This window comes from Massilia sp. GCM10023247 (assembly GCF_042653325.1).
Taxonomy (GTDB): domain Bacteria; phylum Pseudomonadota; class Gammaproteobacteria; order Burkholderiales; family Burkholderiaceae_D; genus Telluria.
In genome coordinates this window covers 31,835-44,064 of the sequence record NZ_JBHSIB010000008.1, presented here as the reverse complement: position 1 = coordinate 44,064, position 12,230 = coordinate 31,835, and the positions used below count along the sequence as shown (strand labels likewise).

Here is a 12,230-nt window from a genome sequence, read left to right as displayed (position 1 = left end):
TCAATGCGGGGCTTACGCCCGTCCTGCCAGCCACGATTGCGTGGCGATCTCGTCTTCGCGCTTCCTGGCCGCGCGCGCCTGCTCGCGTGCCAGGGCGTCCTGCTGCTGCTCGAGCACCTTGCCGAGCAGTTCGCGGCGCGTCCATGCCTGCGCCAGGCTGCGCTGGGATACCGCCATGTTCGCCTCATGCAGCTGCAGGTCGGTACGGTGGTGGTCGGCCAGCGCGAACACGGCCTGTTTGTAATGTCCGCAGTTCAGTGCCAGCGCGGGTGCGAGGCGGCCGGCTGCGCCTTTTCCTGCGCTGTTTCCTGACGCTCCGCTGCCTTCGGCCAGCGAGTTCAAGCGCTCGAGGTTGGCCTGGTAGCGGGCGCGCGTGGCTTCCTGGCGCGCCAGTTCCGTCTGCAATTTGTCGACTTCGCTGCTGCGCAGCTGCACCAGCGTGTCGAGGCTGTGGATCTGATCGCGCCGGTTCATTTACTCATCCTCATGCCATCATCCCCTGCAGTTGCGTCACGCAGGTGTCGAGCGGCGCGCCTTCGCGCGTGCCCTGGCACAGGAAGGCGTCGATGTGCGGCTGCAGGCGCACCGCGCGGTCGGTCTCCGGATCGGCGCCGGGCGTATACGCGCCCAGCGGGATCAGGTCGCGCACCCGGGCGTGGCGCGCCAGCGCGGCCTTCAGCTTGCGCGCGGCGTCGCTGTGCTCGGGCGTGACCACCTGGGCCATGCAGCGGCTGATCGACTGGGCGACGTCGATCGCCGGATAGTGGCCGCGCTCGGCCAGTTCGCGCGTGAGCACGATGTGGCCGTCCAGGATCGCGCGCGCGGTATCGACCACGGGGTCCTGCTGGTCGTCGCCTTCGGCCAGCACGGTATAGATGGCGCTCATGCTGCCGACCGGGTTTTCGCCGTTGCCGGCCGATTCCACCAGCTGCGGCAAATTCGAGAACACCGACGGCGGATAGCCGCGCGTGGCCGGCGGCTCGCCCAGCGACAGCGCCACTTCGCGCAGCGCCATCGCGTAGCGGGTCAGCGAATCGACCAGCAGCAGCACGTTCTGGCCGCGGTCGCGGAAGTGCGCCGCGATCGAATGGCACAACTCGGTGGCCATGACGCGCATCATCGGCGACTCGTCGGCCGGCGCCACCACCAGTACCGCGCGCTTGAGGCCTTCGGGACCGAGCGACTTTTCGACGAACTCGCGCACCTCGCGGTTACGCTCGCCGATCAGGCCGACGACGATCACGTCGGCCACGGTCTGGCGCGTGATCAGGCCGAGCAGCACCGACTTGCCGACGCCGGAGCCGGCCATCAGGCCGACGCGCTGGCCCTTGCCGAGCGTGAGCATCGAATTGATCGCGCGCACCCCGACGTCGAGCGGCTCGTCGACCGGCATCTTGCGCAGCGGATTGACTTTCGGCGGCGTGAAGTTCAGGGGCTGGTCGCCGCCCAGGCGGCCCAGGCCGTCGATTTCTTCGCCCAGGCCATTGACCATGCGGCCCAGCCAGGACGGGCCGACCATCAGGCTCGCGGCCGCCTTTTCCGGTAGCACGCGCGCGCCCGTCGCCAGGCCGTTCGCCTTCTTGAACGGCATCAGGTAGGAGACCTTGTCGCGGAAGCCCACGACCTGCGCATCGAGCCAGCCGCCGTCGTTGAGTTCGACGCGGCAGCGCTGGCCGGTATGCAGCTTGCAGCCTACGCTCTCGAGCAACAAGCCCTGCGCGCCGACCAGGCGGCCGGTCGGCGTGGCCACCGGCACCGCCCCGATGTCGAGCGAGCGCAGGGTATCGAGCAGCGCCGTCATGCCTGTTCTCCCTCGGTCGTGGCGACGGCTTCGCGCACCTGGTCCATGCAGGCGGCGAGCCGTCCCTGGCAGCCGGCGTCGACTTCATGGTCGCCGGCTTTGACCCGGATCTCGCCCGGCTCCAGCGAGGGATCGGCGAGCAGGTTCCACTTCTTGGCGCGCTTCGGATCGAGTTCGGAGACGCGCTTGAGTTCTTCCGGATTCATCAGCACTTCGATGGCGTCGCGCGCCGGCGGCATCGCGGCCAGCGCCTCGTCGACCAGGGCCAGCAGCTGGGTCGGCTGCAGGGCCAGTTCGGCGCGGATCACCTGGCGCGCGATCTTGCCGACCAGGTCGACGACTTCCTTGCGCTGGGCTGCCTTGAAATCGCTTTTCAGTTTCTTGAGCGCCTTCAGGGCGGCGTCGACCGGCTTGCCGATCTGGTCCAGGTGGGCCAGCGCCTGCGCCTGGCCTTCTTCCTGGCCACGCTGGAAGCCTTCGGCCTGGCCGGCCGCATAGCCTTCGGCGCGCGCGGCCTCGAAACCGGCGTCGTAGCCGTCCTGCTGGCCCTGGCGATAGCCGGCGGCCAGCGCGCTGTCCCAGTCCTCTTCGCGCGCAGCAGCGGCGTCCGCGGCCGGGGCCGCGCCCTGGGAGGCGCGCACCTGGTGCAGCGGCGGGAAGTGATAAGGCCGGAACTGCTTCATTCGGCCGTGGCCTCGGCGAACAGCTGGACGTCGATCTCGCCGGCGTCGGCCAGGGCCTTCACGGAAGCCATGATGTCCTTGCGGGTCTGCTCGATGCGCGACATCGGCACCGGGCCGGAACGGCGCATCAGGTCTTCGAACGACTGCGCCTGGCGCTTCGGCATGGCCGACAGGATGGCGTCGCGCAGGGCCGGTTCGGCGCCCTTGAGGGCGATCGCCCACTGCTCGAGCGGGATGTCGTCGAGCAGGCGCGTGATGACCTGTTCGGTCTGGCGCGACAGGATGAAGAAGTCGTACATCGACATCTCGATCTGGGACACCACTTCCGGGTCGTGGGCGCGCAGCAGTTCGACCATGCCGGCGCGGTTGTTCGGCAGGCGGTTCAGGATCTCGGCAACCTGGCGCACGCCTTCGACGCTGGCGCTTTGCGTGTCCAGCGCCGACAGGCAGCGCGTTACCAGTTCTTCCAGTTCGCGCAGCAGGTCGCGGTCGATCTCGTCGAGGCGCGCGAGGTTCAGCAGCACGACGTCGCGGCTCGCTTCCGGCAGGCCCTCGATGATCTGGCCGGCCAGCGCGGGCGGCAGGAAGGCGAGGAACACGGCCTGCATCTGCACGTGCTCGTGCGAGATGAATTCGGCCAGCCACTTCGGCGAGGCGTACTGCAGGCGCGCCATCATCGGGCGGATGGCGTCGCCGTAGATCGTGTTCAGGACGCTGTTGGCGATGTCGCTCCCCAGCGCCAGGTCGAGCGAGCGCTTCAGGTAGGTGCGCGAGGCGCCATGCAGGCCGCTCTGTTCGCGGTAGTCGTCGAAGAAATTCTGGACGGCGTACTTCACCGAGTCGACCTTGATGCCGCTCATGCGCGACATCACCTGGGTCAGCTCGATCAGCTCGTCGCGCTCGAGGCAGCGCAGCACGGCGGCGGCCGGCTCTTCTCCGATCGACAGCAGGACGATCGCGGCCTGCTCGACCGGCGTGAGGACGCCTTCGGCGTCGTTGTTATTCAGTTCGGCCATGTTTCTTCTGCACCCATTGTTTGACGACTTCGGCGACGCGCTCCGGCTCCTTGCCGGCCAGCACCTTGAGGTGATCGACCATCACATCCACGGCGGAACCCGCCGGCGGCAGATCGTAGTTTTCCAGCAGCGGCACGACCGCGGCGGCGCCCGCGCCGGCCGGCAGCGCGGCGGCGGCCAGGACCGGGGCCGCAGGCTCGGCGCCGGCATTCGGCAGGGCGGCCGTCGCCGCTTTCGCGCCCGGCGCCGGCAGGGCCGGCGTCATGCGCTGGGTCACCGTGCGCAGCATCGGGCGGGCCAGCAGCAGGTAGCCGAGCAGGGCGCCGAGGATCCACAGGCCATAGCCGGTGGCGTCGACGATGGTGTCGCGCTCCTGCCACCACGGCTCGACCGGCGCGGCGGCCGGGAAGCTCAGCGCCGAGACTGCCAGCACGTCGCCGCGCGCCTCGTCGATGCCGAGGCCGCCGCGCAGGATTTTCTCGATATTGGCCAGTTCCCCCGGCGTAAATCCGGCCTTGGCATTGGCCGCGCTGGCGTTGTTCAGGACCACCGCCACCGACAGCTTGCGCAGGCGGCCGCGCGAGCGCTTGATCTGGGTGATCGCGCGGTCGTAGGCGTACTGGCGGGTGGTCGCGTTCTTGCGCGAATTGCTGTTGTCCTTCTCGGCAGCGGCGGCGGCGGCGCCCTCGGGCGCGCCCGGCGCGGCCGGCTCGGCAGGCACCGGCGGGCGGTTCGACAGCGTGCCCGGCACGCCCATCGCAAGGCGGTTCTTTTCCAGCTCTTCGCGCATCGCTTCGCTGGTGACCTTCGGCGCTTCGCCGTACTTTTCCTGGGTTTCCTCGATGCGGTCGTTGTCGATGTCGGCGGTGACGCTGACCTTGAAGTTGTGCGCGCCCAGCACCGGGGCGAGCAGCTCGGCGACGTTGGCGCGCACTTCGTTCGATACCCGCTGGGCAGCGGCATCGCCCTGGGTGGCGCCGTCGAAGCCTTCGGTCAAATCGACCCGCGCCGACAGGTAATTGCCGGCCTGGTCGACCAGCGACACGCGTGCCGGCGACAGGCTCGCGACGCTGCCCGATACCATGTTGACGATCGCCGCGATCTGCTCGTTGCCGAGCGTGCGGCCCGGTTTCGTCGCGATCACGACCGAGGCCGAGCTCTGGTCGGACGCGCCGGCGACGAAGGAATTGGTCTTGGCGATGGCCAGGTGCACGCGCGCCGAGGCGATCGCGTCGAGCGTCAGGATGCTTTGCGCCAGTTCGCCTTCCAGGCCGCGCCGGAAGCGCACGTCCTGCACGAACTGCGACACGCCCAGCGGGTCGTTCTTGTCCATCAGTTCCAGGCCGGCCGGCAGCTGGGCGGTCACGCCCTTGGCGGCCAGCAGCATGCGCACCTTGCCCAGCTCGCCGCTCGGGACCATGACCTGGCCGCTGTCCGGGTGGATGCGGTAGGGGATCTGTTCGGCTTCGAGCACGCTCATCATGTCGCTCGCCGCGACTTTTTCGCGGGCGCCGAAGACCGGCTTGTAGCTGGCCTGGTCCTGCCACATGAACATCATGACGGCGGCCGTGATGACGACCGCCAGCACCAGCAGCGGCGTGAGGTTGTTGCGAAGCAGGGGAGGCAGGCCGGGCATGGCGCCGAGGCCGCCGCCGAAGGCATTCTTGAGTTTGGAAATCACGTTGATGGCTTTTGGCTGTATTTAGACGGGCAGCTTGATCAGTTCGTCGACGGCGCCCATGACCTTATTGCGCACCTGCATCAGCATCGAGAACGACAGGCTGGCCTGCTGGCTGGCCAGCATCGCGCCGACCAGGTCGTCGCTCTTGCCGGTTTCGACGTCGGCCATCTTCACCGCGGCGGCCTGATCCTGGTCGTTCACGCTGCGCACCGCATCCTTGAAAGTCTGGGCAAAAGAGAAGTCGCCGTGACCGCCTTGCGTTGCCGCATCGGCTGCGGGCGCAATCGCGAGGCGTTGGGCTTCGTTTGTCAGTGCGGCAAGATCAGCCTTGATCAGGCCAGCCATTTCAGTTTGCATTTGTTAAATCCTGTGCGGTCAGTGTTGCGTGCGAGTGACAGATCTCGTCGCGTATTTGCGACATTCGGCATTTAAAACATCAGCTGCGTTACAACGAATGTTAAATCTTGCGCAATGCCAAAGTGCTTGAAGAGGTGTTTCTTAACTGCATTTATTTGACGTTTCCCCTGTGGCGTCGCGCTGTTTTCCTAGGGGGCTGCGCATTTCAAGATACGATCTTACCGTAGGGCAACGCGGAATTCAAAGAGGAATATCAAGTGATCCGCCACAGTAAAGTGGATATAATTGTTTCCTTAGGGAATGAATAAACTCAAATCTCTCCGAATGTCTCATTCCGAAATGTATGACGCGAAAGTATGTTGATTAACAATTCATCCGACCAGACGCATACGCACCAGGTACTCGATCCATCCCTGCTGGGCCGGCCCGTGCACCTGCTGCCGGCTTTTGCGGCCGCGCTCGGCGGCGACCTGGCGGCGATGCTGGCCACCCCGGCCGGACGCCGTTACTGGGGCGGCCTGGCGCTTGGCCGGGTCGAGTTCGCCCGCGCCCCGGAAGGCGGCGCGCTGCGCTGGCTCGACGCCGCCGGCGCCCAGGGCGCAGCAGCCGTGGCTTTCGAGCGCGCGCTGCTGGTGGGCTTGCTGGAGGCACGCTACAGCAAGGGCCAGACCAGGCTGGTGCGCGACCCGCAGGGCGAGCGCATTACCGCCACCGAAGAACGGCTGGCGTCGACGCTGACCCAGCAACTGTCGGACCTGCTGGCCACGCGCGTGCGCCTCGCCGCGGCCGCGGCCGGCATCGAAGCGGCGCCGGGCGAAGCCGGAAGTGGCACGGTGGCGCCGGCTGCCGGCGCTGCGCCCGGCAAGAATGCCTGGGCACTCTCGATTACCTTGCGCGAACCGCAGGGCGGCGGGGAGGCCCGCTGCTTCATCGCACCCGACGCGCGCCTGATGGGCCTGATCCTGCAGGCGCTGCAGCCGGAGCGTCCGCAGCGCGCGCAGCGCAGCGCCGAGCCGCTCGGCGCGAACCTGAAGGTCAAGCTGGAGGGCCGCCTGGTCAGCCACGAAATGACGCTCGAGGCGCTGTTCGGACTGAAGCTGGGCGACGTCATCCCGGTCACGGTCGGCCGCGCCGACGTTCTGCTCGACGAAGCGCGCCTGTTCACGGCGGCGGTGGCCGAGCACAAGGGCAAGCTGTGTTTAACCTCTTTTGAAGACGCTGAATAAATGGACATGAATCTCAACGAGCAACTGGCTGTCGACGTTCTCCTCGACGACAACGTGGAAGTCGCCGCGCCTGCGCACGGTTCTGCACACAAGGCCCGCCTGCCGCAGATGATGCGCCGCATCCCGGTCACGCTGACGCTCGAAGTCGGCTCGGCCCGCATTTCGCTGCAGGACCTGATGGACCTCGGTCCGGCCAGCGTGTTGCCGCTCGATTCGGTGGCCGGCGAGCCGCTCGTGATCAAGGTCAACGGCGCGCCGATCGGCCGCGCCGAAGTAGTGGTGTCGGGCGAGCAGTACGGCCTGAAAGTGATCGACCTCGACGGCCTGAACCTGGACCTGATCGCACCATGATGTTGACCACGGGCGGCGCCGCGCCGTTCATGCGCAGGTTCGACCGCCGCAGCTTCGATTGCCTTGTCCGCCGTACCGCCGCGCCGCTTGGCGCCGGCGCGCTGTTGCTGTGTGCCGCGCCCGCGGGCGCCCAGGACGTGCTGGCCGGGGTCATCCCCGGCGCCAATTCCGGGATGAGCGTCAAGTCCCAGATCCTGGTCCTGATGACGCTGCTCGGGCTGCTGCCCGTGCTGGTCATGATGATGACCAGCTTTACCCGCTTCGTGATCGTGCTGTCGCTGCTGCGCCAGGCGCTCGGCCTGCAGCAGGGCCTGCCGAGCCGCGTGATCACCGGCATCGCCCTGATCCTCACCTTGCTGGTGATGCGCCCGATCGGGGTGCAGGTCTGGAACGAAGCCTTTTTACCTTACGACCAGAACAAGATCGGCCTGGAACAGGCCCTGAAAACGGCCGAAATACCGCTGTCGCGCTTCATGCTGGCCCAGACCAGCAAGAGCGCGCTGGCCCAGGTCGCGCACCTGTCGGGCGAGCCGGCCAACATGAAGCCCGAGGACCGCGCCTTCACCGTCAAGCTGGCCGCCTTCGTGCTGTCCGAACTGAAGACCGCGTTCCAGATCGGCGCGATGCTGTTCATCCCCTTCCTGATCATCGACCTGGTGGTGTCCTCGGTGCTGATGGCGATGGGCATGATGATGCTGTCGCCGCTCGTCATCTCGCTGCCGTTCAAGCTGTTGCTGTTCGTGCTGGTCGACGGCTGGACCCTGACCGTCAACACGCTCGTGGGCAGTATCCACGGTTACTAGCCAAGAAAACCCGGAGTTCCCTCGATGAGTCCTGACATTGCGGTCGACCTGGTCGCCGAAGCGCTGCGCGTGGTGATGCTGCTGGTGATGGTGCTGGTGGTGCCGGGCCTGATCATGGGCCTGGTCGTCGCGCTGTTCCAGGCGGCCACCCAGATCAACGAACAGACCCTGAGCTTCCTGCCGCGCCTCCTGGTGACGCTGGGCGCGCTGATCCTGGCCGGCCACTGGATGACCGGCTACCTGATGGACTACTGCGTGTCGGTCTTCCAGCGCGCCGCCACGCTGGCAACCTAAGTGGAACTGGTCGGCTTCCTGCTGCCCCTGATCGGCGCGCTGTGGTGGCCGTTCTGCCGCATCATGGCGATGTTCGCCATGGCGCCGGCCATCGGCGACGGCATGGTGCCGATGCCGGTGCGCGCGCTGCTGGCGCTGGTGCTGTCGTTCCTGATGCTGCCGCTGACAAAAGACATGCCGATGCCCGATCCCTTTTCGCTGGCCGGCGTGGTCGCCATGTTCGAGCAGGCGGTGATCGGCGGCGTGCTCGGCTTCGCGCTGCAGTTCGCCACCGCGGCCATCTCCATGCTCGGCTTCCTGGCCTCGAGCCAGATCGGCTTTTCGATGGCGCAGATGAACGACCCGGTCAACGGCCAGCAGTCCGACGTGATTTCGAGCCTGCTGGCGCTGGTGGCGATCTTCGTGTTCTTCTCGATCGACGGCCACCTGGTGCTGGCCAGCGTCCTCGGACAGAGTTTCAAGGCCTGGCCGGTGGGGCAGGGCCTCGGTCCGCTGGTGCTGCAGACCGTCGCCCTGAACGTGGGCTGGGTGTTCGCCGCCGCCATGCTGCTCGCCTTGCCGATCGTGTTCTCGACGATGGTGGTGCAGGTCGGCTTCGGCTTCCTGAACCGGGTGGCGCCCTCGCTGAACCTGTTTTCGCTGGGCTTTTCGCTGGTGACGATCTTCGGCCTGTTGATGATGGTGCAGCTGGTGCGCTTCATCCCCGAACACTATATCCAGCTGACCAACCAGGTGCTCGAGATGCTGGGCCAGCAGATGAGGGAGGCGCATGGCTGACACCAGCAGCGGCGACAAGACCGAAAAGGCCTCCGCGCAAAAGCTGAAAAAGGCGCGCGAGGAGGGCCAGGTCGTCCGCTCGCGCGACCTCGCCACGGCGATCGGCATCCTGGCCAGCCTGAAGATGTTCGCGCTGATGGTGCCGAACTACCTCGAATCGTTCCGCACCCTGTTCCGGCTGGTGTTCGTTCCGCTCGGCGAGACCGGCGCGATGGAAAACGCGATGTCGGTGGTGTTCATGGCGGCGATCCTCCTGCTGGTCAAGATGCTGCTGCCGCTGGCGGCGATTCCGGCGGCGATCATCCTCGGCGGCCTGGTGCCCGGCGGCTGGGTCATGTCGGGCAAGAACATGGCGCCGAAGCTCGAGCGCCTCAGTCCCATGAAAAACCTGGGCAACCTGGTCTCGCAAAAGCATGCGATCGGTGTCGCCACCTCGATCGCGAAAGCGGTGGTGCTCGGCTTCGTGCTGGTGCATGTGTCGAAGTCGAGCGTGGCGGCCTACATCGAGCTGCAGCGCCTGCCGCTGATGGACGCGATCGCGCGCGGCGCCGCGATGACCTTCGACGGCCTGATGGCGCTGGTCGCCGTGTTCGTGATCTTCGCCGTGCTCGACGTGCCGATCCAGGCCTTCCAGTTCGCGAAAAACCAGCGCATGAGCAAGCAGGACCAGAAGGAAGAGCACAAGAGCACCGAGGGACGGCCCGAGGTCAAGCAGCGCGTGCGCCAGCTGCAGCGCCAGCTGGCCCAGCGCAACGTGAACAAGACCGTGCCGACCGCCGATGTCGTGATCGTCAACCCCGAGCACTATGCGGTGGCCCTGAAGTACGACACCAAGCGCGCCGAAGCGCCCTTCGTGGTGGCCAAGGGCGTCGACGAAATGGCGCTCTACATCAAGGGCGTCGCCGCCAAGCACAAGATCGAAACCGTATCGCTGCCGCCGCTGGCGCGCGCGATCTACAACACCAGCCAGGTGCAGCAGCAGATCCCCGCCCAGTTGTACCAGGCGGTGTCGCAGGTGCTGAACTACGTGCTGCAACTGAATGCTTTCCGCGACGGCCGGCGCCAGGCGCCCCCGCGGTTCCCTGTTGACGTGGCTGTGCCATCTCATCTTAGCGAGGTAACACCTACATGAATTCCCTGAACGCCTTCGTCGCCGAATTGCGGCGCCAAAAATACGCCGCCCCGGTCTTCATCCTGATGCTGCTCGGGATGATCATGCTGCCGCTGCCGCCGGTGCTGCTCGACGTCCTGTTCACCTTCAACATCGTGCTGTCGCTGATCGTGATCACCGTCGCCGTCTCGGCCCGGCGCCCGCTCGACTTCTCGGTGTTCCCGACCGTGATCCTGGTGACCACCCTGATGCGCCTGGCCCTGAACGTGGCCTCGACCCGGGTGGTGCTGCTGCACGGCCACGAAGGCACGCATGCAGCCGGCGCCGTCATCGAGGCCTTCGGCAACGTCGTCATCGGCGGCAATTTCGTGGTCGGCCTGGTGGTGTTCGTCATCCTGATGATCATCAACTTCGTGGTCGTCACCAAGGGCTCGGAGCGCATTTCGGAAGTGTCGGCGCGCTTCACGCTCGACGCGCTGCCGGGCAAGCAGATGGCGATCGACGCCGACCTGAACGCCGGCCTGATCAACCAGGAAAAGGCGACCCAGCGCAGGAAAGACGTGGCGGCCGAAGCCGACTTCTACGGCGCGATGGACGGCGCCTCGAAGTTCGTGCGCGGCGATGCCATCGCCTCGATCCTGATCCTCGTCATCAACCTGATCGGCGGCGTCGCCATCGGCGCCCTGATGTACGACCTGCCGCTGGGCGAGTCCTTCCGCGCCTACGCGCTGCTGGCGATCGGCGACGGCCTGGTCGCGCAGATCCCGGCGCTGCTGCTCTCGGCGGCGGCCGCGATCCTGGTGACGCGCATCGGCGAAGCAGGGGACCTCGACAAGCAGGTCGGCAGCCAGCTGCTGGCGCAGCCGTCGACGCTGTTTGCCGCCGCCGGCGTGATGATCATCCTGGCCCTGGTGCCGGGCATGCCGAAACTCGTCTTCTTCGTGTTCGCCGCCGTCCTGGTCTATGCCGGCTGGCGCCTGGCGACCCGCGTCCAGCCGCCGGATACGGCCGGCGTGGCCGCGATCGAGGCGGCCCTGCGCGACGACCGCGTGCCCGACCTCGACTGGGAGCAGCTGCCGGTGGTGCAGCCGATCTCGGTGGCGGTCGGTTACAAACTGGTCGGCATGGTCGACAAGGCGCAGGGCGAGCAGCTCACCAAGCGCATCAAGGGCATCCGCCAGAGCCTGTCCGAATCGATGGGCGTGCTGTTGCCGAACATCGGCGTGCGCGACGACCTGGCGCTGCGCCCCTCGCAGTACTCGGTCAGCCTGTCGGGCGTGGTGGTGGCCGAAGGCGAAGTGCATCCCGAGCACCTGATGGCGATCCCTTCGCCGAACGTCTACGGGGACCTCGATGGCATCCCCGGCCTGGAGCCGGCCTTCGGAATGGCGGTGACCTGGATCGCGCCGGACCAGAAGGGTCACGCGCTGGGCCTGGGCTACCAGGTGGTCGAGGTGCCGAGCGTGATCGCCACCCACTGCTCGAAGGTGGTGCGCGACCACCTGCACGAACTGTTCCGCCACGAGGACGTGCCGGCGCTCATCGAGCGCCTGACGGCGCTGTCGCCGAAACTGGCCGACGCCCTGGGCAAGGCGCTGAACCACACCCAGCTGCTGCGCGTGTTCCGCGTGCTGCTGGCGGAAGGCGTATCGCTCAAGGACATCGTGGTGATCGGCACCACGCTGCTCGACGCGTCGGAGACGACCAAGGATCCGATCCTGCTGGCGGCCGAAGTGCGCTGCGCGCTGCGCCGCCAGATCGTCTCGAGCCTGTTCGGCAAGAAGAAGGACATGCCGGCCTTTAACCTATCGGCGGAGCTCGAGAACATGCTGCTCGGTTCCCTGAACCAGGCGCGCCAGAGCGGCGGCGGCAAGGTGGCGCTGGACAACTACCCGATCGATCCGCAACTGCTGTCGCAACTGCAGGTCAACATGCCGGTGGCGCGCGAGCAGATGAAGGGGCAGCACACGCCGCCGCTGCTGCTGGTGCTGCCGCAGGTGCGCCCGCTGCTGGCGCGCTACGCGAAGCTGTTCGCGCCGGGCCTGCATGTGCTGTCGTATAACGAGATTCCCGAGAACCGGGAAGTGTCGATCGTGGGGACGGTGGGATAATCCGCCCGGCGTTCTTGTA

13 protein-coding genes are annotated in these 12,230 nt (G+C 66.8%); 7 read left to right on the top strand and 6 right to left on the bottom strand.

Annotated elements, in window-relative coordinates; all coding sequences use genetic code 11:
- Nucleotides 1–12 precede the first annotated feature (12 nt).
- The 6 genes from fliJ to ACFPAH_RS07700 are packed head-to-tail and all read right to left on the bottom strand — an operon-like array spanning nucleotide 13 to nucleotide 5,538.
- On the bottom strand, nucleotides 13–474 hold the full coding sequence (gene fliJ, locus ACFPAH_RS07725) for a flagellar export protein FliJ (protein ID WP_379743151.1): 462 nt from the start codon (nucleotides 472–474) through the stop codon (nucleotides 13–15).
- A gap of 10 nt (nucleotides 475–484) precedes the next feature.
- A complete protein-coding gene (fliI, locus tag ACFPAH_RS07720) occupies nucleotides 485–1,801 on the bottom strand; it encodes a flagellar protein export ATPase FliI (RefSeq protein WP_379743148.1) in 1,317 nt (438 codons plus the stop codon).
- A complete protein-coding gene (gene fliH, locus ACFPAH_RS07715) occupies nucleotides 1,798–2,484 on the bottom strand; it encodes a flagellar assembly protein FliH (protein WP_379743145.1) in 687 nt (228 codons plus the stop codon). The genes fliI and fliH overlap by 4 nt, the downstream gene beginning before the upstream one ends.
- The gene (locus ACFPAH_RS07710; RefSeq protein ID WP_379743142.1) at nucleotides 2,481–3,500 is read right to left on the bottom strand and encodes a flagellar motor switch protein FliG; all 1,020 of its coding nucleotides are present in this window, start codon (nucleotides 3,498–3,500) and stop codon (nucleotides 2,481–2,483) included. Before ACFPAH_RS07710 ends, fliH begins: the two co-directional genes overlap by 4 nt.
- Complete coding sequence (gene fliF, locus ACFPAH_RS07705) at nucleotides 3,484–5,181, bottom strand: flagellar basal-body MS-ring/collar protein FliF (protein ID WP_379743139.1); 1,698 nt, start codon at nucleotides 5,179–5,181, stop codon at nucleotides 3,484–3,486. The genes ACFPAH_RS07710 and fliF overlap by 17 nt, the downstream gene beginning before the upstream one ends.
- Before the next feature lie 21 nt (nucleotides 5,182–5,202).
- A complete protein-coding gene (locus ACFPAH_RS07700) occupies nucleotides 5,203–5,538 on the bottom strand; it encodes a flagellar hook-basal body complex protein FliE (RefSeq protein WP_379743136.1) in 336 nt (111 codons plus the stop codon).
- Between the two features lie 356 nt (nucleotides 5,539–5,894).
- On the opposite strand from ACFPAH_RS07700, the gene ACFPAH_RS07695 reads away from it, so the two are divergent.
- The 7 genes from ACFPAH_RS07695 to ACFPAH_RS07665 are packed head-to-tail and all read left to right on the top strand — an operon-like array spanning nucleotide 5,895 to nucleotide 12,211.
- Nucleotides 5,895–6,764, top strand: coding sequence for a hypothetical protein (locus ACFPAH_RS07695; RefSeq protein WP_379743134.1), 870 nt, complete (start codon nucleotides 5,895–5,897; stop codon nucleotides 6,762–6,764).
- A complete protein-coding gene (locus tag ACFPAH_RS07690) occupies nucleotides 6,765–7,115 on the top strand; it encodes a FliM/FliN family flagellar motor switch protein (RefSeq protein WP_379743131.1) in 351 nt (116 codons plus the stop codon).
- 29 nt (nucleotides 7,116–7,144) lie between these two features.
- Entirely contained in the window at nucleotides 7,145–7,918 is a 774-nt protein-coding gene (gene fliP, locus ACFPAH_RS07685) for a flagellar type III secretion system pore protein FliP (protein ID WP_379743255.1), read from the top strand.
- Between the two features lie 24 nt (nucleotides 7,919–7,942).
- Nucleotides 7,943–8,212, top strand: coding sequence for a flagellar biosynthesis protein FliQ (fliQ, locus tag ACFPAH_RS07680; RefSeq protein WP_379743128.1), 270 nt, complete (start codon nucleotides 7,943–7,945; stop codon nucleotides 8,210–8,212).
- The gene (gene fliR, locus ACFPAH_RS07675) at nucleotides 8,213–8,989 is read left to right on the top strand and encodes a flagellar biosynthetic protein FliR (RefSeq protein ID WP_379743125.1); all 777 of its coding nucleotides are present in this window, start codon (nucleotides 8,213–8,215) and stop codon (nucleotides 8,987–8,989) included. It begins immediately after the preceding gene.
- A complete protein-coding gene (gene flhB, locus ACFPAH_RS07670) occupies nucleotides 8,982–10,121 on the top strand; it encodes a flagellar type III secretion system protein FlhB (protein ID WP_379743122.1) in 1,140 nt (379 codons plus the stop codon). Before fliR ends, flhB begins: the two co-directional genes overlap by 8 nt.
- Nucleotides 10,118–12,211: a flagellar biosynthesis protein FlhA gene (locus ACFPAH_RS07665; RefSeq protein WP_379743119.1), complete on the top strand. Its 2,094-nt coding sequence runs from the start codon at nucleotides 10,118–10,120 to the stop codon at nucleotides 12,209–12,211. The genes flhB and ACFPAH_RS07665 overlap by 4 nt, the downstream gene beginning before the upstream one ends.
- The last annotated feature ends 19 nt before the right edge of the window (nucleotides 12,212–12,230 follow it).

Bases quoted from the DNA above. Each gene is read 5' to 3' on its own strand.
- ACFPAH_RS07690 (WP_379743131.1), top strand. From the start codon at position 6,765: ATGGACATGAATCTCAACGAGCAACTGGCTGTCGACGTTCTCCTCGAC.
- ACFPAH_RS07710 (WP_379743142.1), bottom strand. From the start codon at position 3,500: ATGGCCGAACTGAATAACAACGACGCCGAAGGCGTCCTCACGCCGGTC.
- ACFPAH_RS07665 (WP_379743119.1), top strand. From the start codon at position 10,118: ATGAATTCCCTGAACGCCTTCGTCGCCGAATTGCGGCGCCAAAAATAC.
- fliI (WP_379743148.1), bottom strand. From the start codon at position 1,801: ATGACGGCGCTGCTCGATACCCTGCGCTCGCTCGACATCGGGGCGGTG.
- fliQ (WP_379743128.1), top strand. From the start codon at position 7,943: ATGAGTCCTGACATTGCGGTCGACCTGGTCGCCGAAGCGCTGCGCGTG.
- fliP (WP_379743255.1), top strand. From the start codon at position 7,145: ATGCGCAGGTTCGACCGCCGCAGCTTCGATTGCCTTGTCCGCCGTACC.
- fliH (WP_379743145.1), bottom strand. From the start codon at position 2,484: ATGAAGCAGTTCCGGCCTTATCACTTCCCGCCGCTGCACCAGGTGCGC.
- ACFPAH_RS07695 (WP_379743134.1), top strand. From the start codon at position 5,895: ATGTTGATTAACAATTCATCCGACCAGACGCATACGCACCAGGTACTC.
- ACFPAH_RS07700 (WP_379743136.1), bottom strand. From the start codon at position 5,538: ATGCAAACTGAAATGGCTGGCCTGATCAAGGCTGATCTTGCCGCACTG.
- fliJ (WP_379743151.1), bottom strand. From the start codon at position 474: ATGAACCGGCGCGATCAGATCCACAGCCTCGACACGCTGGTGCAGCTG.
- flhB (WP_379743122.1), top strand. From the start codon at position 8,982: ATGGCTGACACCAGCAGCGGCGACAAGACCGAAAAGGCCTCCGCGCAA.